At 38.9% G+C, this 20,124-nt stretch carries 23 protein-coding genes; 9 read left to right on the top strand and 14 right to left on the bottom strand.

The window, feature by feature from the left end; all coding sequences use genetic code 11:
• The 4 genes from CVT14_RS10310 to CVT14_RS10295 form a co-directional block, all read right to left on the bottom strand.
• The coding region (locus tag CVT14_RS10310) for a M28 family peptidase (protein ID WP_107850288.1) at positions 1-920 on the bottom strand (920 nt) is incomplete at its 3' end.
• Between the two features lie 17 nt (positions 921-937).
• Complete coding sequence (locus CVT14_RS10305; RefSeq protein ID WP_107850287.1) at positions 938-1,195, bottom strand: heavy-metal-associated domain-containing protein; 258 nt, start codon at positions 1,193-1,195, stop codon at positions 938-940.
• Positions 1,188-1,511, bottom strand: coding sequence for a hypothetical protein (locus tag CVT14_RS10300; RefSeq protein WP_009294140.1), 324 nt, complete (start codon positions 1,509-1,511; stop codon positions 1,188-1,190). Before CVT14_RS10300 ends, CVT14_RS10305 begins: the two co-directional genes overlap by 8 nt.
• A complete protein-coding gene (locus tag CVT14_RS10295) occupies positions 1,508-2,587 on the bottom strand; it encodes a transglutaminase-like domain-containing protein (protein WP_107850286.1) in 1,080 nt (359 codons plus the stop codon). The genes CVT14_RS10300 and CVT14_RS10295 overlap by 4 nt, the downstream gene beginning before the upstream one ends.
• A gap of 92 nt (positions 2,588-2,679) precedes the next feature.
• On the opposite strand from CVT14_RS10295, the gene CVT14_RS10920 reads away from it, so the two are divergent.
• The 5 genes from CVT14_RS10920 (at position 2,680) to CVT14_RS10275 (ending at position 6,271) form a co-directional block, all read left to right on the top strand.
• Positions 2,680-2,847 carry a hypothetical protein gene (locus CVT14_RS10920; protein ID WP_002942642.1) on the top strand — a complete coding sequence of 56 codons (168 nt, stop codon included), beginning with the start codon at positions 2,680-2,682 and terminating at the stop codon, positions 2,845-2,847.
• 1 nt (position 2,848) lies between these two features.
• Positions 2,849-3,718: a tRNA 5-methoxyuridine(34)/uridine 5-oxyacetic acid(34) synthase CmoB gene (gene cmoB, locus CVT14_RS10290; RefSeq protein ID WP_107850285.1), complete on the top strand. Its 870-nt coding sequence runs from the start codon at positions 2,849-2,851 to the stop codon at positions 3,716-3,718.
• Between the two features lie 8 nt (positions 3,719-3,726).
• On the top strand, positions 3,727-4,266 hold the full coding sequence (locus CVT14_RS10285) for a thioesterase (RefSeq protein ID WP_012140023.1): 540 nt from the start codon (positions 3,727-3,729) through the stop codon (positions 4,264-4,266).
• A gap of 196 nt (positions 4,267-4,462) precedes the next feature.
• Positions 4,463-5,725, top strand: a complete 1,263-nt coding sequence (locus tag CVT14_RS10280) for a major outer membrane protein (protein WP_021090152.1) — start codon at positions 4,463-4,465, stop codon at positions 5,723-5,725.
• A 114-nt stretch (positions 5,726-5,839) separates the two neighbouring features.
• On the top strand, positions 5,840-6,271 hold the full coding sequence (locus CVT14_RS10275; RefSeq protein ID WP_021090139.1) for a hypothetical protein: 432 nt from the start codon (positions 5,840-5,842) through the stop codon (positions 6,269-6,271).
• A gap of 53 nt (positions 6,272-6,324) precedes the next feature.
• Here the strand turns inward: CVT14_RS10275 and ppk2 are convergent, their stop codons facing one another.
• Positions 6,325-7,134 (bottom strand): polyphosphate kinase 2, encoded by an 810-nt coding sequence (ppk2, locus tag CVT14_RS10270; RefSeq protein WP_002942696.1) that lies wholly within the window; start codon positions 7,132-7,134, stop codon positions 6,325-6,327.
• 107 nt (positions 7,135-7,241) lie between these two features.
• Here ppk2 and dsbD point away from each other — a divergent pair, with 107 nt between their 5' ends.
• Positions 7,242-8,969: a protein-disulfide reductase DsbD gene (gene dsbD / locus CVT14_RS10265; RefSeq protein ID WP_021090138.1), complete on the top strand. Its 1,728-nt coding sequence runs from the start codon at positions 7,242-7,244 to the stop codon at positions 8,967-8,969.
• Between the two features lie 676 nt (positions 8,970-9,645).
• On the opposite strand, the gene kdsB is transcribed toward dsbD, so the two are convergent.
• From kdsB to CVT14_RS10235, 6 genes are read right to left on the bottom strand one after another with little or no spacing between them, the layout of a single operon-like run.
• The gene (kdsB, locus tag CVT14_RS10260) at positions 9,646-10,356 is read right to left on the bottom strand and encodes a 3-deoxy-manno-octulosonate cytidylyltransferase (protein ID WP_107850284.1); all 711 of its coding nucleotides are present in this window, start codon (positions 10,354-10,356) and stop codon (positions 9,646-9,648) included.
• Complete coding sequence (thrC, locus tag CVT14_RS10255; protein WP_107850283.1) at positions 10,353-11,816, bottom strand: threonine synthase; 1,464 nt, start codon at positions 11,814-11,816, stop codon at positions 10,353-10,355. The genes kdsB and thrC overlap by 4 nt, the downstream gene beginning before the upstream one ends.
• Positions 11,797-12,126: a divalent cation tolerance protein CutA gene (cutA, locus tag CVT14_RS11125; RefSeq protein WP_107850282.1), complete on the bottom strand. Its 330-nt coding sequence runs from the start codon at positions 12,124-12,126 to the stop codon at positions 11,797-11,799. The genes thrC and cutA overlap by 20 nt, the downstream gene beginning before the upstream one ends.
• Positions 12,127-12,176: 50 nt before the next feature.
• Positions 12,177-13,097, bottom strand: a complete 921-nt coding sequence (locus CVT14_RS10245) for a tetraacyldisaccharide 4'-kinase (protein ID WP_107850281.1) — start codon at positions 13,095-13,097, stop codon at positions 12,177-12,179.
• Positions 13,090-14,220 carry a DegT/DnrJ/EryC1/StrS family aminotransferase gene (locus CVT14_RS10240; protein ID WP_107850280.1) on the bottom strand — a complete coding sequence of 377 codons (1,131 nt, stop codon included), beginning with the start codon at positions 14,218-14,220 and terminating at the stop codon, positions 13,090-13,092. The genes CVT14_RS10245 and CVT14_RS10240 overlap by 8 nt, the downstream gene beginning before the upstream one ends.
• A gap of 10 nt (positions 14,221-14,230) precedes the next feature.
• The gene (locus tag CVT14_RS10235; RefSeq protein ID WP_103557929.1) at positions 14,231-14,968 is read right to left on the bottom strand and encodes an NAD+ synthase; all 738 of its coding nucleotides are present in this window, start codon (positions 14,966-14,968) and stop codon (positions 14,231-14,233) included.
• A gap of 120 nt (positions 14,969-15,088) precedes the next feature.
• Between CVT14_RS10235 and CVT14_RS10230 the strand changes: the two genes are divergently transcribed.
• Positions 15,089-15,691, top strand: a complete 603-nt coding sequence (locus CVT14_RS10230) for an MBL fold metallo-hydrolase (protein ID WP_107850279.1) — start codon at positions 15,089-15,091, stop codon at positions 15,689-15,691.
• 150 nt (positions 15,692-15,841) lie between these two features.
• Here the strand turns inward: CVT14_RS10230 and dnaK are convergent, their stop codons facing one another.
• Genes dnaK through CVT14_RS10215 form a run of 3 tightly spaced genes read right to left on the bottom strand, consistent with a single transcriptional unit; the run spans position 15,842 to position 19,081 of the window.
• Complete coding sequence (gene dnaK, locus CVT14_RS10225; protein ID WP_107850278.1) at positions 15,842-17,716, bottom strand: molecular chaperone DnaK; 1,875 nt, start codon at positions 17,714-17,716, stop codon at positions 15,842-15,844.
• Between the two features lie 31 nt (positions 17,717-17,747).
• The gene (gene grpE, locus CVT14_RS10220) at positions 17,748-18,290 is read right to left on the bottom strand and encodes a nucleotide exchange factor GrpE (RefSeq protein ID WP_103616476.1); all 543 of its coding nucleotides are present in this window, start codon (positions 18,288-18,290) and stop codon (positions 17,748-17,750) included.
• Positions 18,287-19,081, bottom strand: a complete 795-nt coding sequence (locus tag CVT14_RS10215; protein ID WP_107850289.1) for an HrcA family transcriptional regulator — start codon at positions 19,079-19,081, stop codon at positions 18,287-18,289. Before CVT14_RS10215 ends, grpE begins: the two co-directional genes overlap by 4 nt.
• A 367-nt stretch (positions 19,082-19,448) precedes the next feature.
• Here CVT14_RS10215 and CVT14_RS10210 point away from each other — a divergent pair, with 367 nt between their 5' ends.
• Positions 19,449-19,694: a DNA-binding protein gene (locus CVT14_RS10210; protein ID WP_009294123.1), complete on the top strand. Its 246-nt coding sequence runs from the start codon at positions 19,449-19,451 to the stop codon at positions 19,692-19,694.
• Positions 19,695-19,874, top strand: a complete 180-nt coding sequence (locus tag CVT14_RS10205) for a hypothetical protein (protein ID WP_087580935.1) — start codon at positions 19,695-19,697, stop codon at positions 19,872-19,874.
• Positions 19,875-20,124 lie beyond the last annotated feature (250 nt).

Below are 20,124 nucleotides of genomic sequence, written 5' to 3'. Positions count from 1 at the left end.
ACTTCAAGCGTGCCGTCGTCTTTGATCTTTGCAAGTGAGAGATTGACGCTATCTTGTGGGATGCCTAACTCGCAGTTGTAGGCTCTTACGCCTTGTGAAAATGAGTTGATAAGAGCTAAAATTTTCTCGCCATTTTCTAAAATTTCATCTCCCGTGCTAAGCTTTTTCACGCTTAAATTCTCACACTCGCTCTTTAGCTCTTTATCGCTTAAAACTAGCGCAGTTGCGCCACTTGGGATAGAGTTGCTTCGCTCGCCACCTTCAAATTTAACAAGCCTGCAGCCATTTTTAGTGACAAATGTAGCCAAAACCTTGATCGCATTTGGGATATTTTTATGTATCTCATTGCCAGAGTGTCCGCCAGGTAGGCCGCTCACTTTTATTTCATAAAGCGTGCTCTCTTTTGTTTTTTTGCTATTAAGCGAGATAGTAGCAAATAAATTTACACCGCCAGCGCAGCCGATAGTGACGCGGTCGTCTTCTTCACTGTCTAAATTTAAAAGCTTATCGGCTTTTAGATCGCCGCTAAAGCCAGCAGCTCCGACCATGCCGACCTCTTCGTTGTTTGTAAAGAGACACTCTATGTCGTCAAATTCGCTTATCATCTGCATCATGATAGCCACGCCTATGCCGTTATCTGCACCTAAAGATGAGTTTTTAGCCCTCATATAGCCATCATCGCCATAAACTATCTCGATCTTTGGCGCATCGCCCATGCAGACCATATCGTAGTGGCTCTGCAAGCAAATTTTTGGCTTGCCTTTGAATGCATGAACGTTGCCAAAGCTATCGACCACGACCTCACAGCCCTTATCTCTTGCAAAATCAGCTAAAAAATCACGCATCTTATCAGTCTCATAACTGCAGTGCGGTATCGCTGCAAGTGTCTCAAATTTCGTTAGAACTTCGCTCTTTGACATATTTGCCTCCTTTAAATTTATTTTATCTCGCCCTTATAGCCAGTCGCATCGACCGCCTTTAAAAGCTCTTTTTCATCGACCTTGTCATCTGCTACAACGACAGCTTTTCGCTCTTTTAGCGATACGTCTGCCTTTTTTACGCCCTCAACGCTAAGTGCGGCCTTTCTTACTATCGCCGTGCAAAGCGGACAGTGCATGCTGGGTACTGAAATTTCTATCGTTTTCTCAGCGTAGCAACTAAGTGCAAGAAGGGCTAAAACTAAAATTTTACGCATAAATTTCTCCTAAAAGCTCCGGATATGTAAGGAGTAAAAGCAAAATCACTCCAAAAAGTATATATATAAGTATCCATTTTTTCTTTTTATAGCTTAGGTTGCAGCTTTTTGGCTTGTAAAATAGAGCCACACCAGAGATCACAAAGCAAATGACTGCCACGACGCTTAAAGGGACGCGGTACTCGTATAAATTTTGTGTCCAAGATAGAAATGAAAAAGATGTGCCAAAAAGCAAGAAAAGAAGTGCCGGCAAGCAGCACAAGGTAGCGCCGATAGCACTACCTATGGATGTTAGTATCAGCCAAAAGGCTCTCATTTTAGCTCTGTTGAGACGTAGTCGTAGCTAAATTCTTTTGGCGAATAGTAGTTTTGTGTGTTGCCATCGACTTCAGCGTATGGATAGCCAAAGTTGTTTAGCGGAGTTTGCTCTGGGGTTGGCTTTAAGATAAAGTCGCGTCCGTAGTTAAAGCCTATCCAGCACATCTCCCAGTTGCCAAAGCAATAGTCCCTAACAGCTTTGATCTTAGCGTCGTCGTTTGTTAATTTCTCGCCCAGTCTTACCTTTGTAACGTCAGCTGGATCAACCGGTATCCAACCATAGCCTTTTAGATAAAACTCAGCCCTGCAGTGCTGTCCGCCTGAAATTTTAGCCACACCGTCTTTTGCGCTACCCATCTGATCTGAAAATCTAGACTGACCAACCCTGATACCAAAAATTTCTCTTGCAGGGATGCCAACTGATCTGCAAAGTCCCACAAAAACTGAGTTTATGTCGGTGCATTTGCCAACAAGTTTGCCACTTTCTAGTATGGCTTTAACATCGCCTGTGCCACATCCAAGGATGCTATTATCACGCTGCATAGTGTTTGCAACCCACGTATAGATCGCTTTTGCACGCTCCAAATCGCCTTTAGTATTGCCGATAATCTCTAGCGCTTTTGCTCTTACGACGCCGTCAGTCGGGATGTGTGAAGTTGGTTTTAAAAACTCCAAAATCGCAGGATCGACCTTCTCATTTGGATCGTAATTTACCTTGCTAAAGTCGGTATTGCGCTCTGTTGTTTGAATTTTAAACTGGATATTTAAAATAGGTCTTTGCTCGTTTTCTTCAAATTCGCCATACATTGTAGGTATTAGCGTGTCTGAGATATAGACGTTTTTGGCTGTTGTATTTATGACGTAGTCTTGGGTTAGTTGCTGATAAGTGGTGCTTAGTGGGAGCGGTAGCCAAATTCTTGAGCTTTTACCCTTTTCAAGTAAGAAATGTTTGAAATTTACGTCGAAATTTCTAACTACTGGGTTTGCTGGCTCGTCGCTAGCTAGAGTGACACTTGGAAGCAGACTTGCTGCACCTAAAAAACTACTGAATTTAAAAAAATCTCTTCTTTGCATAAAATGCCTTTTTGCTTAATCTTAGCCAAACTTGGCTCTAAAACTGCCTGCTATTCTAGCATAAAATTTTTATTTATGATAAAATCCGCCACATGAAAAAGATTATATTTTTAGGCTTTATAGCGCTATTTTGCAACGGTTGTCTTTATATGAATGAGCGTGGAGTTTCGACTCAATATTATAATGATTGTAAAGAGTATTATGACGCGACTGGTACCTACCAAAAAGAGTGTCCGCACAACATCGTCGACTGGAAATAGCGTGGATCTTAGCAAATTTAACGAGCAGCAAAAGCAAATTTTAAATAAAATAGAAAATTTAGCAAATTTTGATTGCGAATTTAGCCTCTCTGATAGCGTAAATGTCAAATTTAAAAATTTAGACCAAGCTAAAAAAGATGAAATCTACAACCTCGCCCTTAGCCTAAAGCCTTGGCGAAAAGGGCCATTTTTACTTGATGATATATATATAGATAGCGAGTGGCAAAGTTTTATTAAATTTAATATCCTTGCCCCGCATCTAAATTTAGCTGGCAAGTGCGTGGCTGATGTGGGTTGTAACAATGGATATTATATGTTTAAGATGCTTGGGTACGGCCCAAAAAGCATAACTGGCTTTGATCCTAGCGTGCATACATATTTACAGTTTAAGTTTTTAAATAAATTTATCCGCTCAAATATCAACTATGAGCTTCTTGGGGTAGAGAGCTTGCCAGAATACGCAGCGAAATTTGACACCATTTTTTGCCTTGGTGTGATATACCATAGAAGTGATCCTATAAAGATGCTAAAAGAGCTAAAAACCGCGCTAAATCCAGGCGGCGAGCTATTTTTAGATACGATGTATATAGATATGGATGGCGACTTTGCACTTAGCCCAAAAGATAGGTACTCAAAAATTCCAAATATCTACTTTGTGCCAACGCTTAGCGCGCTTTGCAACTGGTGTGAGAGGGCTAAATTTAAGGATTTTACCCTGCTTGAGACAAAGGCGACTGATCTAAACGAACAGCGAAAAACACAGTGGATAGACGGAGAGAGTCTTGTAAATTTCTTAGACCCAGATGACAGCACAAAGACCATCGAGGGCTACCCAGCTCCAAAAAGAGCCTATGTAAGAGTTAAAATTTAAGGATAAATATGGCAGATGAAAATATTTTTGAAGCAAAAGACGAATCACAAATAATCCTCCCAGAGGACGAAAACCCGCTAAGAAACGAGATAAAAACAGCACCTTTGACGAAGCTAAATTTTAGTGGAACGGCATTTTTGCTTGAGAAAAATCACGCAAAAACTAGATTTTTTACCACAGCTGATATGGTGAGCGATGCTGAGGGGCTCATACATAGCGGTTTTGTCTTCATGGGGGCAAACTACGCAGCACTTTTAGCTATAAATGAAGAATTTTGCGTTAGCATCGGTGCTAGGATAAATTTCTTTGGACCGCTCAAACTTGGCGATGTGGTCGAATTTGACGCACAAGCAAGGTTTGAAGAGAGTAGAAAAAGAGAGGTAAAAGTGATAGGCTACGTAAAAGAGATCAAGATCTTTGAGGGCATCTTTCAGCTAGTCACGCTTGAAGAGCATATCTTTGTCACTCAGCAAAAAAATATCCAAAAAGAAGCCGCCATAAGACAAAAGAAAGAGCGCGAAGAGGCGCAGGCCAAAAACAACGGCTAAATTTAACTGATGAGATATAAATTCTCATCTTTTAACTTCAAATAAACTCAAATTTTTAAAGACAAATCTTATCTTATTATCTTAATTTGGTAAACGATCGGTAATAATTTTTGAAATTTTTAACGAAATTTAAGCAATGAAATTAATTTTCTATGATAATATTCTTTCAAAACATATTTATCAAAAGGAGATTTAGATGAAACTTACAAAAGTTAGCTTAGCTGCTTTGGTTGCTTTAAGTGTATTTTCAAGTGTTGCAAGTGCAACTCCGCTTGAAGAAGCTATAAAAAACGTAGATCTTTCAGGATTTGCTAGATATCGTTATACAAATGATAATATTAAAAACAGCATAGCAATTCCTACTAAAAAACACAGTGCAAATCATACATTTAGAATGCAAACAGCATTTAAAGCTGCGATCGATGATAACTTTTTTGGTGTTTTAAATTTAAGATATCAAGCTAAAGATAACTCAGGTGATGCAACTGCTGGAACAGACAAAACAAATACGACTGGAGCATTTGGTGTTTACGAGATGTATCTAGGCTATAAAGTAGGCAATACTACTGTCACAGCTGGTAAACAAAAGTTAGGAACTTTTTATGATAATAAAGATATAGCTGGCACAGGTCTTAAAGTAATAAATACTGATGTTTCAGGTCTTACTCTAGCCGCAGCAGCTTTTGATGCATTAGAAGAAGATGATGGTACAGATGCTAAGAATATAGACACAAACGGTCCGTTAGTAAAAACTTTAACTACTTCAAATACTTTTAGTGATTCATCTGCAAATATCTATTATTTAGCAGCTCTTGGAAGTTATGATCCACTTTCTTTTAAAATAGCTATTGCAAATGTTTCTGAAGTTGCTGCACTCTATGGTGCAGATGCTGGCCTAGACTTTAATGTAAATGATGATGTAAGCATCAATGGTAAAGCTCAATATGTTCATAATGAATCAGACAATAAAAATGTAGCTGATGCAAATTTCTGGGCAGTTCAAGCTGGTCTAAAAGCATATGGTGCTAAATTTAATGCTGGTTACCTAGACTTTGATGCTAAAAACAAAGATAGTGATGCAAAAAATAAAGGCAAGGCATCATTTGTAACACTTGATGGAAATGGCGATCTAATCAATCCAGCAAAAATCCTAAATGGTGGAATGGCAGGTTCATCACAATTCTATAACCATATTAAAGGAAATAACGACTACTGGTTTGTTAATGGTGGATACAGCATAGATAAATTTGGCTTTGGTGCTGGATATACAAAAGGTAAAGGTCATAGCTGGGCTCTTGGCAAAGATAGAGCAAAAAGAGACGAATGGTCTCTTGACGCTAGCTACAAATACAGCAAAAAACTTACATTCCTTTCTTGGTATGCAGCTGCTAAAGATAAAAAAGATGGCGAAAGCTACAAACAAAATCGTATCAGATTTGAAGCAAAATATAGCTTCTAAAAACATTTATCCGAGCGAGCCTTCGCTCGGATCTTCTAAACTTCTCAATGCTTAATCAAAATCAGCAAATATAACTAATGAAATTTATATAATGCCAAACAAAAAAGGCAAAAAATGTATCTTTTTTCTCTTATTACGCATTTAGTTTGTGCCATTATCTTTATAGGTTATGTATTTTTTGATGTTTGTATATATCCATTTGCTAAAAAAACGATAAGTCCTCAAACTCTTGAAGCTGTCAAAAAAGCCTATACGAAAGGCAGTGCAAAGGTTTTTGGCACAGCGTTTTTACTACTTTTGATAAGTGGGGCATATATGGCAAAGGACTATCTTGGAGGCGAGCATGGTTGGTGGCAGAGCAACTTTCAAAAGCTTTTGCTAGCAAAGATCGCGGTTTTGCTTTTAATGTGTCTTATCACTTTCATCTCTGTTTTTAATGTCACTATCTTAAAAAAGCCAGATCCATTTGGTAAATTTTCACATCTTATAGCTCTTGTGCTTTGTCTGATAATGGTTATTCTGGCAAAACTTATGTGGTGGCTTTAGCAAAACTTGACCGTAAATTTAAAGCCCAAATTTACAGCCAAGCCCAAATAAATTTAGTCTATGCTCTTTAGCTTATCCTTATTTAGCCCCTCTTCTATGCGCTTGATCTCCTCGCTTCCATCTCTCACGACACTTTTATCGTATTTTAGATACTCATCTATCTTTTTTGGATACTCGACATGAGTTAGGATAAATTTAAAGACATTTAGCCTAGCCTCTTTTTTATTATCACTTGATACGATCACCCACGGCGAGATGCTGTTGTGAGAGGCAAGTAGCATAGAGTATTTGGCGATGGAGTACTGATCCCAAAGCTCTTGCGCTTTTTGATCTACTGGAGAGATCTTAAACTGCTTTAGCGGGTCGTTTAGGCGCTCTTTGAAGCGCTTTTTTTGCTCCTCTTTTGTGATCGAGAGGTAAATTTTAAAGAAAATGATGCCTGAGTTTATGATCATCTCTTCAAATTTTGGCACCTCACGCAAAAATTCTTTATGCTCAGCCTGCGTGCAAAAGCCCATAACTGGCTCTACACCAGCCCTGTTGTACCAGCTTCTATCAAAGATCACTATCTCGCCAGCGCTTGGCAGATGTGTCACATATCTTTGAAAGTACCACTGCGTCTTCTCGACATCACTTGGCTTTGTAAGTGCCACGATACGGCAACCACGCGGGTTTAGATGCTCAGTTAAGCGCTTTATCGTGCCACCCTTGCCAGCTGCGTCTCGACCCTCCATTAGCATAAGCACTCTAAGACCCTTGTCTTTGACATGATTTTGGAATTTTAAAAGTTCTATCTGAAGCAGTCTTAGCTCTTCTTCGTAGCCAAGTTTATCGCTCTTTTGGTGCTTTTTATCTTTTGACATCATCGCTCCTTTTAAAAATTTCACGCTTTTTCACGATTTTACTATAAAATAGAATAAATTTAAGAATTTAGACTAAAATCATCTCTTTTAATTTAGCAAGGATTAGCATGTTTTTTAAATTTATTTTTTCTCTCATTTTGTTTGCAGGCTCGCTTTTTGCCGAGGTTTTAGACGTTAGTAAGGCGTTTGTTTTAAGCCCAAGTATCGATGAACAAGGCGCGGAGATCAAGTTTAAATTTGGCGAAAATATCTACCTTTATAAAGATAGCTTTGAGGTCAAGCTTGGCGAAGAGAAGATAAACAGCCTCTTAAATATGCCAAAGAGCGAAAACACCGGCGAATACGAAATTTATCCAAAAGATTTTTCGCTATTCATCCCACTAAATTTAGTAAAAGAGCATCTTAAAAACGGCAATACTAGGCTAAATTTAAGCTATCAAGGTTGTGCTAAAAATGGCATCTGTTACCGCCCGCAAACTAAAATTTATGACATCTTTGAGAAATTTGGCAAATTTAGCATCATAGCCTTTGAAAAAGAGCAAAAAGACGAAACAAATCCTGAATTTACCGAACTTTCAGAAGATCAAAGCATCGCAAATGAGCTAAGCAGCAAAAACTTTTTCATCTCACTTGCGACATTTTTTGGCTACGGCCTCTTGCTCTCGCTCACACCTTGCGTCTTTCCGATGATACCGATCTTATCAAGCATCATCGTCTCAAAGAGCGGCAGCCTAAATGCCAAAAAAGGCTTCTTGCTCTCGCTAGTCTATGTCGTTGCGATGAGCCTTGCTTACGCGCTTGCTGGCGTTGGAGCAAGCCTACTTGGCTTTGGCATCGCAGGGGCACTCCAAAACATCTACGTGCTTGGCGCTTTTGCGGCTATTTTTGTCATCTTAAGCTTTAGTATGTTTGGATTTTACGACATCAAACTGCCCTCTAAATTTGAAAACTTGATCAGCAAAAAGTCACAAAACAGCTCAGGCCTCATCGGCGTTTTCATCATGGGCTTTGCCTCTGCGCTCATAGTCTCGCCATGCGTGGCAGCACCGCTAGCTGGCGCACTTCTTTACATCGCGCAAAGTGGAGACGCCATTTATGGGGGCATCATGCTTTTTGTCATGGGACTAGGCATGGGCGCACCGCTTCTTGTGATAGGGCTAAGCTCTGGCAAACTCTTGCCAAGACCTGGCGGCTGGATGGATGAAATTAAAAAACTCTTTGGCTTTTTGATGCTCATCATGGCCGTTTGGATCCTTGCACGCGTGCTTGGAGCATTTTTTGAGCTACTTGGTTATGGCGTCATAGGCGTCTTTGCAGCCATTTATCTTGGGGCGTTTGAGGCAGCAAATAGCGGCTGGGCTAAATTTAAAAAAGCACTTTGCGTGCTAGCTTTTATATACTCATTCATGCTAGTAATTGGCGCATTTTTAGGCTCAAAAGATGCGTTTTCGCCGCTTTCTGGGCTAAATTTAGCCAAAAACGAGAGCGAACTAAATTTCAAACAAGCTAGAAATTTAAACGAGCTAAATGAGATGATAAAAAGCTCAAGCAAGCCAGTACTTGTGGATTTTTATGCCGACTGGTGCGCGAGCTGCAAAGAGATAGAGCATATCACTTTTAAAGATGCTGGCGTTAAAAATGCTTTGGCAAATTTTACGCTCATTCGCATCGACGTGACAAGTGGTGGGACGCAAAATGATGAGATGTTAAGAAATTTTGGACTCATCGATCCGCCTGCACTTTTGCTATTTAAAGGTGGCGAAGAGCAAAAAGCACTTAGAACGATCGGCTTTATAAATGCTAAAAATTTCATAGCAAAGCTTGAGAAAATTTAGATTTTAAAGCAAATTTAGCTGGAATTTGTAAATTTATCAGCTAAATTTCTCTAGGTTTTGCAGACTTTACAACCAGCTACGAAAGCGACAAAGAAGCGAATTTTGGCTATCAAATTTATATCATTCGGTAACGTGAGTAAAATCACAAAAGCAAAAAACTATCAAAATTTTTAAATTTGGTTTGGTTATAGGATAGTAAAACAACCGAAATTTAATAAAATTTCGCTCAATATCACGTCTAAACAAGACTGAAAGCCAAAGATAAAAACCTCGCTCAAGCGATCATCTTAAATTTATTAAATTTTAAAATATGCCAACAAATAGAAATAGAAGCTAAATTTAGCTTTGCACCAAGGTAGCAACGCAACTAAAATTTAATCAATTTTTTGCCAAACAACGTGCGGACAAGACCACGAGATCAAAAAACTTCAGTCAAGTTTGCAATTTAGAACATCTCAGCAAATAGACAAAATTATTCAAATAAATTTAAAAATATGAAATTCGTAGCAAATTTAACCAATAACACAGCTAGAACTTAAATAAAACCACGTGCAAGCAAGCGACGAACAAGACCACAAAATCAAATACAAAAAATCAGCCAACCATTACCCAAATTTATAAAAACTCAGTTTTTACTCTGCCATAGCAAAGACGCCACAGCAGAGCAAATTTAGGCTCATTTGCCAAATTTAGCAAGCGCTCTTTGATAGTCCTCTTCGCTATCGATGCCGATACTTTGACTTTCAACCTCTAGCATCGCTATCTTTTTGCCATTTTCTAGGGCGCGCAGCTGCTCGAGTTTCTCGGTGTTTTCAAGGCTTGAAGGCAAGAGGCCGCAAAACTCTTTTAGGCTCTTTACGCTGTATCCGTAGATGCCAAGGTGCGCCTTGTAGCTTTTGCACTCGCTTCTGTTAAATGGTATCCTTGATCTTGAAAAATAAAGCGCGTAGCCCTCAAAATCAGTTACCACTTTGACTAAATTTTTATCGTCCGCAAACTCATCGTCCATCTTTTTGTAGCAAGAAAACATAAAGGCTTTCTCTTTATTTTGCTCGCAAAAAGCCCTAAATTTAGCGATGTTTTCAGGCTCGATAAATGGCTCATCGGCTTGCACGTTTATGATGATCTCGCCCCCATTTAGCCCCAAAATTTGTGCCGCTTCGTTTATCCTGTCAGTGCCACTTTGATGATCTTTGCTAGTTAGCACCGCTTTTATGCCATGAGCCTTAGAGATCTCCAGCACGCTTGGCTCGTCCACAGCAACCGCCACATCGTCCACGCTACTTACCCTAAGAGCCGTCGCCACAAACATCGGCACGCCGTTTATCTCTTTTAAAATTTTATTACTAAACCTTGTTGAGGCAAGGCGGGCTGGGATGATTATCATCGCTCGATCCATTCTAGGACGCACTTTTCGATCTCGTCCTCTTTTATGATATCTTTGTGTAAAATTTTCGCGCTAAATAGTGAGTTTATCGAGCTTGGCACGCTGTCATTTAAAATTTTAGCGGTCTTTGCCAGCGCATCTTTTTCATCTTTTGTATTTGTAATCTGGCACGCCTTGATCATGCTTGGTGTAAATTTCACCCAGTGCGCTGTCGATGTGATGACGCTTACTCGGCTAGCATCCACCATTTTAAAGCAAGTAGCCGTATGCGGATCGATCGCGTAGCCGTCCTTTGCGAGCTTTGCGATGTATGTTTCGCACTCTTTGTCGTCGCACCAGCTAGCCTCAAAGTCCTCTTTTAGCGCTTCAAGCTCTTGTTTGCTAAGCTTATAAAATTTATTTTTAGCAAGGCTTTGCATGAGTTCATTAGCTCTAACGCTTCCAAATTTATCAAATAGCAAGCGCTCGACGTTTGAGCTGATCAATATATCCATTGCTGGGCTTATCGTCTTAACCAGCTTTTTGTCTCTTAGGTCGTAAACGCCGGTGGTGAAAAACTGCGTCAAGATATTGTTTGCGTTTGAGGCGATCTTGATCTTGCCGATCTTTGCGCCCATTTTTTTAGCGTAATACGCCCCAAGTGCGTTGCCGAAATTTCCACTTGGTACGATGATGTCAAAGCTCTCGTTTGCTTTAAGTGCCTTTTGTTTTAGCAAATTTGCGTAAGCGTAGGCGTGGTAGATGATCTGAAAGAGAATTCTGCCAAAATTTACCGAGTTTGCCGCGCTTAGTTTAAGGCGCTTTTTCTTAAGCTCGGCCTTAAATTTATCATTTGCAAGCAGCGTTTTTAGCGCTCTTTGAGCATCGTCAAAGTCGCCTTTTATGCCAAAAACCTTTAAATTTTCACCCTGCATGGTCTGCATCTGAAGCTTTTGCACCTCGCTCGTGCCGCCATCTGGATAGAGGCAAACGACCTTTATATTTTCATCGTTTGCAAAGGTTTGAAGTGTCGCAGGACCCGTGTCGCCGCTAGTTGCGCACATGATAAGGTATCTTTCGCCCCTCTCTTTTGCTAGCTGGCTAAGCAGCGAGCCAAAAGGCTGAAGCGCCATATCCTTAAATGCCCTTGTTGGACCGTGATAGAGCTCATTTACGTATAAATTTTTATCTATTTTTTTAAAAATGACTGGGTGCTTTGGGTCATCAAAGCTTGCATATCTCTTGAGCGCTTTTTTAAAAAACGCCTCTGGCACGTCAAATTTAAACAGCGAAATGATGTGAAGTGCGAGCTTTTCGTAGTTTAGGCTTGAGAGCTCTTGCCACTTTGCCTTTGTGATCTTTGGTAGCTTCTTTGGCGCGTAAAGTCCGCCGTGAGCGGAGCTTGGACTAAGCATGGCTGTGCTTAAATTTACATTTTTTACCTTTTCATCTTTCACGCTTCTAGTTGGTGTTAGTCTCATTTTTTGCCTTTTTTAGTTGATTTTTTATCCAAATTTCGTATTTTTTAAAAACATCTTTTGGCTTAAGTGCCAAAATTTCTGGAGTTTCGTAGCTGTGGTACTTTCTTATAAATTTAGCTACTTTTTTAAATTTCACGTCCGTTTTTATGAGTAAAATTTGCTCTTTTTCATCACAAAGCTTCTCTTGCCAAAGATAAATGCTCTTTGCGCTAAAGCTGCTCACACAAGCTGCAAGTCCCTTTTTTACGAGCTTTTTGCTTAGTTTTTTTGCCTCTTTTTTCTTTGCGACTGAGGTGATTAAAATTCTCATTTTGATCTAAATTTTCCTTTTAAAAAGTGGCTCATTATAACAAAATGGGCTTAAATTTGCTGCGCCAAAACCTTTTTAAACTCCTCGCTTAGCGTAACTTCAAGCGTGATAAGCGATACTCTCAGCCCAAAGTCCTTTACCTTTACATAGTCCTTTTGCGTCATCAAAAGAGAGGTCGCGCCGTAGGTTTGTAAAATTTTACTTAGCTCTTCTTTTGAAAAGCCGTAGTGATCAGGGAAAAAGACCTGCCCCACGCACTCGCCAAAAAATGGCTCAAGGCGGGCTGGGTTTGCTATGGCGGTAACTAGCACCATTTTTTCGCTTTTGTTTAAAATTTCGCTCTTTCTAAAGTGAGTTTGCCCCTCACATGCGATAAAATCACCAAATTTATAAAAGCTAAACGGATATCTATAAGCCCCGCTTGGCAGGCAAAGCTTTAGCTTTGGCTCGGGGTTTGGGCGCACCAAAATGTCAAATTTGGCTATGTCAAATTTAGAAAATCCATCATCCAGCAAAATATACTTTGCGCCATGCTTTTTGGCGTAGTCTATGGCTACTTTTCTATCTTCACTAACGATGACGTTTGCGTTTTTGATGCTTGTGGCATATATCATCGCCTCATCGCCGCTCGCTGCAACGTCAAGTAAAATTTCGCCATCATGAGCGACAACTTGCATGCCTTTGCTCTTTCTTTTATAGCCTCTAAGGATGATAAAAGCGCCTTCGAAATTCTTAGCGATAGCGACACAAAGTGGGGTCTTGCCGCTTCCTCCAAGGGTTAAGTTTCCAACGCTAATTATTTTTATACCATAGTCTTTTTTTTGAGCGCTAAATTTCTTACAAATAACGACTAGAGCGTAGATAAGACTTAGTGGCAAAAGGAAAAATGCTAGTAAAATTTGAAAGAGATTTGGGCGAAAGAAGTAGTCATTCGCCCAAGAGTGTAAAAGGATGTTAAATTTCTTAAACACGTGATTTAGAAATTTCTTTTACTGTGCTGCAGATGTATTGCACCTCTTCGTCGCTCAAACTATGATATATAGGCAGCGACAAGACTTGTTGATATGCTTTTAGAGCATTTGGGAAGTCATTTACTTTAAGCGAATATTTATTTTTATAATAGCTTAGCAAATGTATCGGTATGTAGTGCAGCGAAGTGTGAATTCCACGCTCCAAAAGCTCTCTAGCAAAGCTGTCGCGGTTTTTATTTATCTTGATGATGTACTGAGTGTAGATGTGCTCGCGTTTTTTGACTGGAGTTGTGATGTTGTGACACTCTTTAAGCTCTTTATCGTAAATTTCAGCGATCTTTTTTCTACGTTTTATAAGCTCGTCTGTCTTTTCAAGCTGAGCGATAGAAAATGCCGCATTTATCGAGTTTATGTCATATTTTAAACCGATATCAACAACGTCGTAGATGTAGCTTAAACTACCAAATTTATCTATACCATTTACAAGGGCATAGTTACGAAGTAGTTTTGCTTTTTTATAGACCTCTTCGTCATTTGTCGTGAAAAATCCAACTGTTGAGATAGGATTTTGCACGCGTGAGTTTGTCTGAAAGCATGACAAAAACGAGTCTGAACCGATTTTTTTGCCGTTATATGTAAGACCTATGCCTCGGTTTGCATCATCTAAAACGACGATGCCATATTTTTCGCAGATAGCCTTTATCTCATCAAGCCTAGCGCTTTGTCCAGCGATGTGTGAGATAAAAGCACATTTTAGTTTTTTGTGATTTTGCTCTTTTAGCACCTTTTCAAGGGCTTCTGGGCTGATGTTAAAGTCCTCTTCATCGATATCAACAAAGATAGGCTCGGCATCAAAGTGTCTAACAGCCTGAGCCACGCTAGGGAAGGCATTTACTGAGCAGATGACCTTATCGCCACGCTTTGTATCCATCGCGCTTAGTGCTAGATGGTGCGCTGCTGCGATGTTGTTTGTAGTGATAACAAATTTAGCACCAAAGTATTCTTTTAGCTTTTCTTCAAATTTAGCAACCGTATCAGTAGCATTTTCAGAATGCAAAGCCTCTTCGATAAGCTCACTTTCGCGCTCAGTGATAGTCGGTTTGTAAAACGGAATTTCTCTCATCTTTAATCCTTTAAATTTTCACTATCAACGGCATTTGTCGTTTAAACCTGTTTGACACAACTCTATTTTCTATATCCAAGACCGCTTTTAATCCAAACTTTTTGATGGCTTGCTCCTTGTTATTTTCTAAATTTTGTAAAATTTCATCAATGACAGCATAGCTGTAACCTATGTCGCCCTCGTCACTTTGCCCATCCCAAAGATCGGCCGAAGGTGCTTTTTTGATAAAATTTTCATCAACACCAAGATGTTTTGCAAATTCAAAAATTTCACTCTTATAAAGCTCTCCGATAGGATTTATCGCGCATGCCAAATCCCCAAATATCGTGCCATAACCAAGCATAAGCTCACTTTTGTTGCTTGTGCCGATGACTAGAGCGTTTATACTAGATGAATAATCATAAAGCAAGCTCATTCTAACTCTAGCTGCTAAATTCCCTTTTCTTAAATTGCTTAAATTTACATCTATCGTTTCGTAAAAGGCATTTAAAATGCCCTCTATGGATAAAACCTTATATTTTATGTTTAGTTTTTCACATAAATTTAAGGCATCGTCCATATTTTGTCTGTTTGATGATGCCGTTGGCATGATGAGTGCGTGAGTTTCATCTGGCTTTGCTCTCGCACAAAGTGTCGCAACGACAGCAGAATCAATACCGCCACTTACACCTAATAGTAGTTTTTTACCTTTAGTTTTATCTTTTAAGCTAAAAACTAAGGTTTCTTCTATTTTTTGATACCCCTTCATTGTCTCTTTGCCTAAATTTGCTTCCTTTTGCAAAAATTATACTAATTAAATTTAAAATTTTTCTTTAAGTTTAAGTAAAAAGATGTAAATATTTAAGAAATGATAAATTTAAGGTAGAAAATGAGAGTTTTGCACAAATACTTTGGCGAATATGGCACAAACTGCTATGTGCTCACACTAAATGGCTCAAGCTTGGTGATAGACCCAGGTGATGGCGCGAGAGAGTGGGTTTTGCAAAATGCACAAAATTTAAAGGCGATACTTTGCACTCATGGGCATTTTGACCATATTTACGACGTGAGCGAGCTAAAAAATGAGCTAAAAATCCCAGTTTATATCAATAAATTTGACGCTTTTATGTGTGAGAGTGACATTTTTGGCTATATGAAAAACACCTTTGTGCCAGATGTTTTGGTTAAAGGCGATGAGAGCTTTGTAGTGGATGACTTTTCTTTTAAATTTCATCACTTCCCAGGGCACACACCAGGTTGCTCGATGATAGAGATAGATGATGCGATCTTTAGTGGAGATTTTTTATTTAAAGGTAGCATCGGACGCTGGGACTTTCCATATTCAGACAAAAACGAGATGATAAAAAGCTTAGAAAAGTGCAAAAAGCTAGAGGGCGACTTCACTCTTTATCCAGGACACGGCGAAAGCAGCACGCTAAAAGCAGAACAACAAGAGCTTGATAGATGGGTAGAGATCGTTAAAAAGTCTTGACTTTAGAGCACGGCTAAATTTTTGCATTTTAGAAATTTATACTTTTTATCTTATAAGATGATGTTGTGAGCGTGTGTTAAGAAGTGTTTAGAAGTTTAAATTTATAGGTTAAATTTAAAAGAGCAAGGCAAGTGCCCTGCTCTAGGAGTTTTACTCGACTTCAGCGTCGATTACGTCGTCGTCTTTTTTGTTATTTCCGCCGTTTGCGCCAGCGTTTTCATCTTTTTTATACATAGCTTCTGCTAGTTTGTGGCTAGCTTTGCTTAGAGCTTCTACCTTTGCGTCGATTTGCTCTTTTGAAGAGTTTTCATCTTTTAGAACCTCTTTTAGATCATTTAGCGCAGCTTCGATGTTGCTTCTATCCTCAGCTGGGACCTTCTCGCCAAGCTCGCTCATGCTCTTTTCAGTTTGATGAACTAGTGCGTCTGCTTGGTTTCTAGCTTCTACTGCGTCTTTGCGCTTTTTATCCTCTTCTTTGTGAAGCTCAGCATCTTTTACCATGTTATTTATCTCTTCTTCGCTAAGACCGCTTGATCCTGAGATAGTGATGTTTTGGGCTTTGCCAGTCGCTTTATCTTTCGCTGAAACGGTTAAAATTCCGTTTGCGTCGATATCAAATTCGACTTCTATTTGAGGCACACCTCTTGGAGCTGCTGGGATGCCTTCAAGATTGAAGTTACCAAGTGATTTATTATCCCTTGCAAACTCACGCTCACCTTGTAAAACCATGATAGTAACGGCACTTTGGTTATCTTCAGCAGTTGAGAAGACTTGACTTTTCTTAGTTGGTATGGTTGTACCTTTTTCGATGATCTTAGTCATCACGCCGCCAAGTGTCTCGATACCAAGGCTAAGTGGAGTAACGTCAAGAAGTAGCACGTCTTTTACGTCGCCTTTTATAACCGCACCTTGGATCGCAGCACCGATAGCTACGACTTCATCTGGATTTACGCTCTTATTTAGCTCTTTGCCAAACGCCTTTTTAACCTCTTCTTGAACAAGTGGCACACGAGTTGAACCACCGACCATTACGACCTCTTTGATGTCGCTCTTGCTTAGACCTGCATCTTTGATGACTTCATTTATCTTAGTGATAGTCTCGCCCACAAGTGAGTCGATCATGCCTTCAAATTTAGCACGAGTTAGCTTTTTGACAAGGTGTTTTGGGCCAGTCGCATCAGCTGTGATAAATGGTAAATTTATCTCAGTCTCTTGAGCTGAGCTTAGCTCTTTTTTAGCATTTTCAGCTGCTTCTTTCAAGCGTTGAAGCGCCATGATATCGCCTTTTAGATCGATACCAGTTTCATTTTTAAACTCACTTACTAGCCAGTCGATGATCTTGTTATCAAAGTCATCACCACCTAAGAATGCATTACCGCCAGTTGCCAAAACTTCAACGATGTTATCGCCGGTTTCAAGCACTGTAACGTCGAATGTACCACCACCTAGGTCATAAACTAAAATTTTCTCAGCCTCTTTTTTATCAAGACCATAAGCAAGTGCCGCAGCTGTTGGCTCGTTGATGATACGAAGCACATTTAGTCCTGCGATCGTTCCAGCCTCTTTTGTAGCCTTTCTTTGACTATCGTTAAAGTATGCAGGCACAGTGATAACCGCATCTGTTACCTTTTCGCCAAGGTATGCTTCAGCGTCTTCTTTTAGTTTGATAAGAATTTTTGCTGAAATCTCTTGCGGAGTATAGACCTTACCAGCGATCTCAACCGCGCAAGCGCCATTTCTATCTACAACGTGATATGGCAAGCGAGCCTTTGCCTCTTCAGCATTTTTTTCATTGCTCATCAAACCCATGATACGTTTGATAGAATATATCGTTTTTTCAGGGTTTGTAACTGCTTGACGTTTTGCAACGTCACCTACTAGAATTTCACCTTTGTCTGTAAAAGCAACAACAGATGGAGTTGTGTTTTTGCCCTCTTTATTTGGGATAACCTTGCTCTCGCCGCGCTCAAAAACGCTCACACAAGAGTTTGTTGTACCTAAGTCTATACCTATAACTTTTGACATATTTTTCCTTTATTAGATTTATTTTTTAAATTTAGTTTGCCACACTGACCATAGCTGGGCGCAAAACCCTACCATTTATCATATAGCCTTTTTGTAAAGCTTGCACGATCTGACCGCTCTGCTTCTCCTCGCTATCGACCCTTAAAACGGCGTTATGCACATTCGGGTCAAACTCGGCATCAGTTGCGATCTCGCTCACGCCATGCTTTTCAAAACATTTCTTGAACTGATTTATCGTTATCAAAATGCCCTCTTTGATCTTTTTAGCAAATTCATCATCCTCTGGGTCAAAATTTGCAGCGATCTCGAGCGCATCGATGACAGGTAGCAAGTCCCTTGCAAATTTCTCATTTGCATAGCTTGCAACGTCTGCTTTCTCTTTTTCATAACGCTTTTTGATATTTTCAAACTCAGCATTTGCTCTGTAATATTTATCAGTGATCTCGCCAAGCTCTTTTTCGAGCTTCTCCACTTTTGAGATATCGCCAAGTGCATCTAAATTTACGCTATCGTTAGCTGCCTCTTGCACAGGCTCAACCTCAGGTAGATTTTGCTCTTTTACCTCTTCGCTCACGCGGCCTCCTTTATTAGATTTATAAATTTCACATAATCAGTATAAACACTGCCAGCACAGATCATCTGCGCCTCACTACCAAGGTAGTTTGCTTTAAATTTAAGCCCCATGTAATTTTCGTCAAACATAGGAGAAAATGTAAGCTTTTCGTCCATCTGCAAGCTAAAACTTGGGTCAAAAACCATCTTAAAGCGTCTATCCTTAAACATATCAAAGGCTAAAATTTCATTTTCTTGGAAGTAAATTTTAGTCCTTTTAAGCTCTCTTATCTTGTTTTTTAGTTCGCTTAAGCCAACTTGAGAACATATAAGCTCAAGCTTGTCTAAACTAACTCCGATAAGGTTGTTTAAAAATTTATGCATCCTAGCGTCAAATTTGATGACGATCTCATCGCCGCTAAAATTTAAAACCAAATATCTATCATTTAAATTTAAAATTTCTAGCAACTCCTTATCGATCGTGCCAAAAATCATACAATAAAGCTCAAACTCATCACAGAGCATCTTTAGGCTTCTTGGATCATTTATCTCTAAATTTATGTCGTTTTCGCCAAAAAATTCACTCCAATATCTCCTCATCGCAGCGATAGTTGGGATCCTGCCGCCACTAATGTGAAGCTTTGTGATCTCGCCCTCATCTGAAAGCTTTTTAAAATAAACACGTATCGTAGATGCTGGTATCGCCACGCTCATGCGAGAGCCAAGCTCGTTTGAGCCAATAGGCGCATTGTCCTGCAAATAGGCTTCAATGATAGAATTTAGTATCAAATCGCGTTTATTTGTTTTACTCACTTTTAGCACTCTTTCTTTTTAATTGCTAAGCGGATTATACAACTTTAGTTTATCAATGTCAAGTATATAAGTTAAAAAAATTTATTTATATATATTTAGCCTATATAACTAAACTTTTCTAATGCCTATATTATAAGCTTTGCGTAAAAAGAAATAAAATTTAAAGCAAAATAAAAAAATTAACTTCAACATAAAACCCAAAATTTCTAATTTTATTCAAGAATTTAAAAGATTTTTATACGTTTTAACGTATATTATAAATAATTTTTAGTATATTTAATACTTAATATTGATATTTATATACTATTTTACATTATTTATATAATATTTTAGGTATATTTAATGATATATAACGTATAATTCTCCAATGATTGAAACAAGTGATATATTTAATTTGCTTCACAATGCAGTTGAGGCAAAAAATATCGGTAAGAAAATTTCACAAGCAAAAATGGCAGAAGATCTTGGCGTGCCTATGAGGACATATCAAGACTGGAGACTTGGAAACTCAAAGCCACAAGCTGCTGCTGCTGTTTGCAAACTGCTATGTGAGCTTGACGATGATGAAATATTATTTGTTGTCAATAAGATGAGAAAATTGCTAGGAAAATAGATGGAAAATTTAACACAAAAAGAGAGAATCGACCTTGAGAGCGTTTTTGCAGTCATTTGCACTAAAAAAGAGTCAAAAATTTTGGTTACTTACAAGGATCTATGCTCGGCTGCAGCTTCAAAATTTCATGTAGTTAAAAATAAGATCAAAAAAGCAAGAGAAAAAAGAGCCAAAATTTAGTAAATTTGGCTTGAAATTTAATTATTTTATAAATTTCGTAGCCAAAAATGCCGTCAAATAAATTTCATCCTACCTATTTATATAGGGTTTTGCTTCGCTTATCTTAATAAGCATCTATCTTAGCTACCAAAATATCTATAAATGGTGGCTCTAGTAGCCAAACGCAAATTTGTCAAATTCAATGTCACCACCCTATCTTCTCCGCTTCTTTATTGCGTATTCTTTTTACATTTCTTATCTATAAATTTTG

Origin of the sequence: Campylobacter concisus (assembly GCF_003048445.1) — a bacterium.
In the GTDB taxonomy this organism is placed as follows: domain Bacteria; phylum Campylobacterota; class Campylobacteria; order Campylobacterales; family Campylobacteraceae; genus Campylobacter_A; species Campylobacter_A concisus_BF.
Note: the sequence above shows the minus strand (reverse complement) of the source record. Positions and strands in the feature narration are given on the sequence as shown.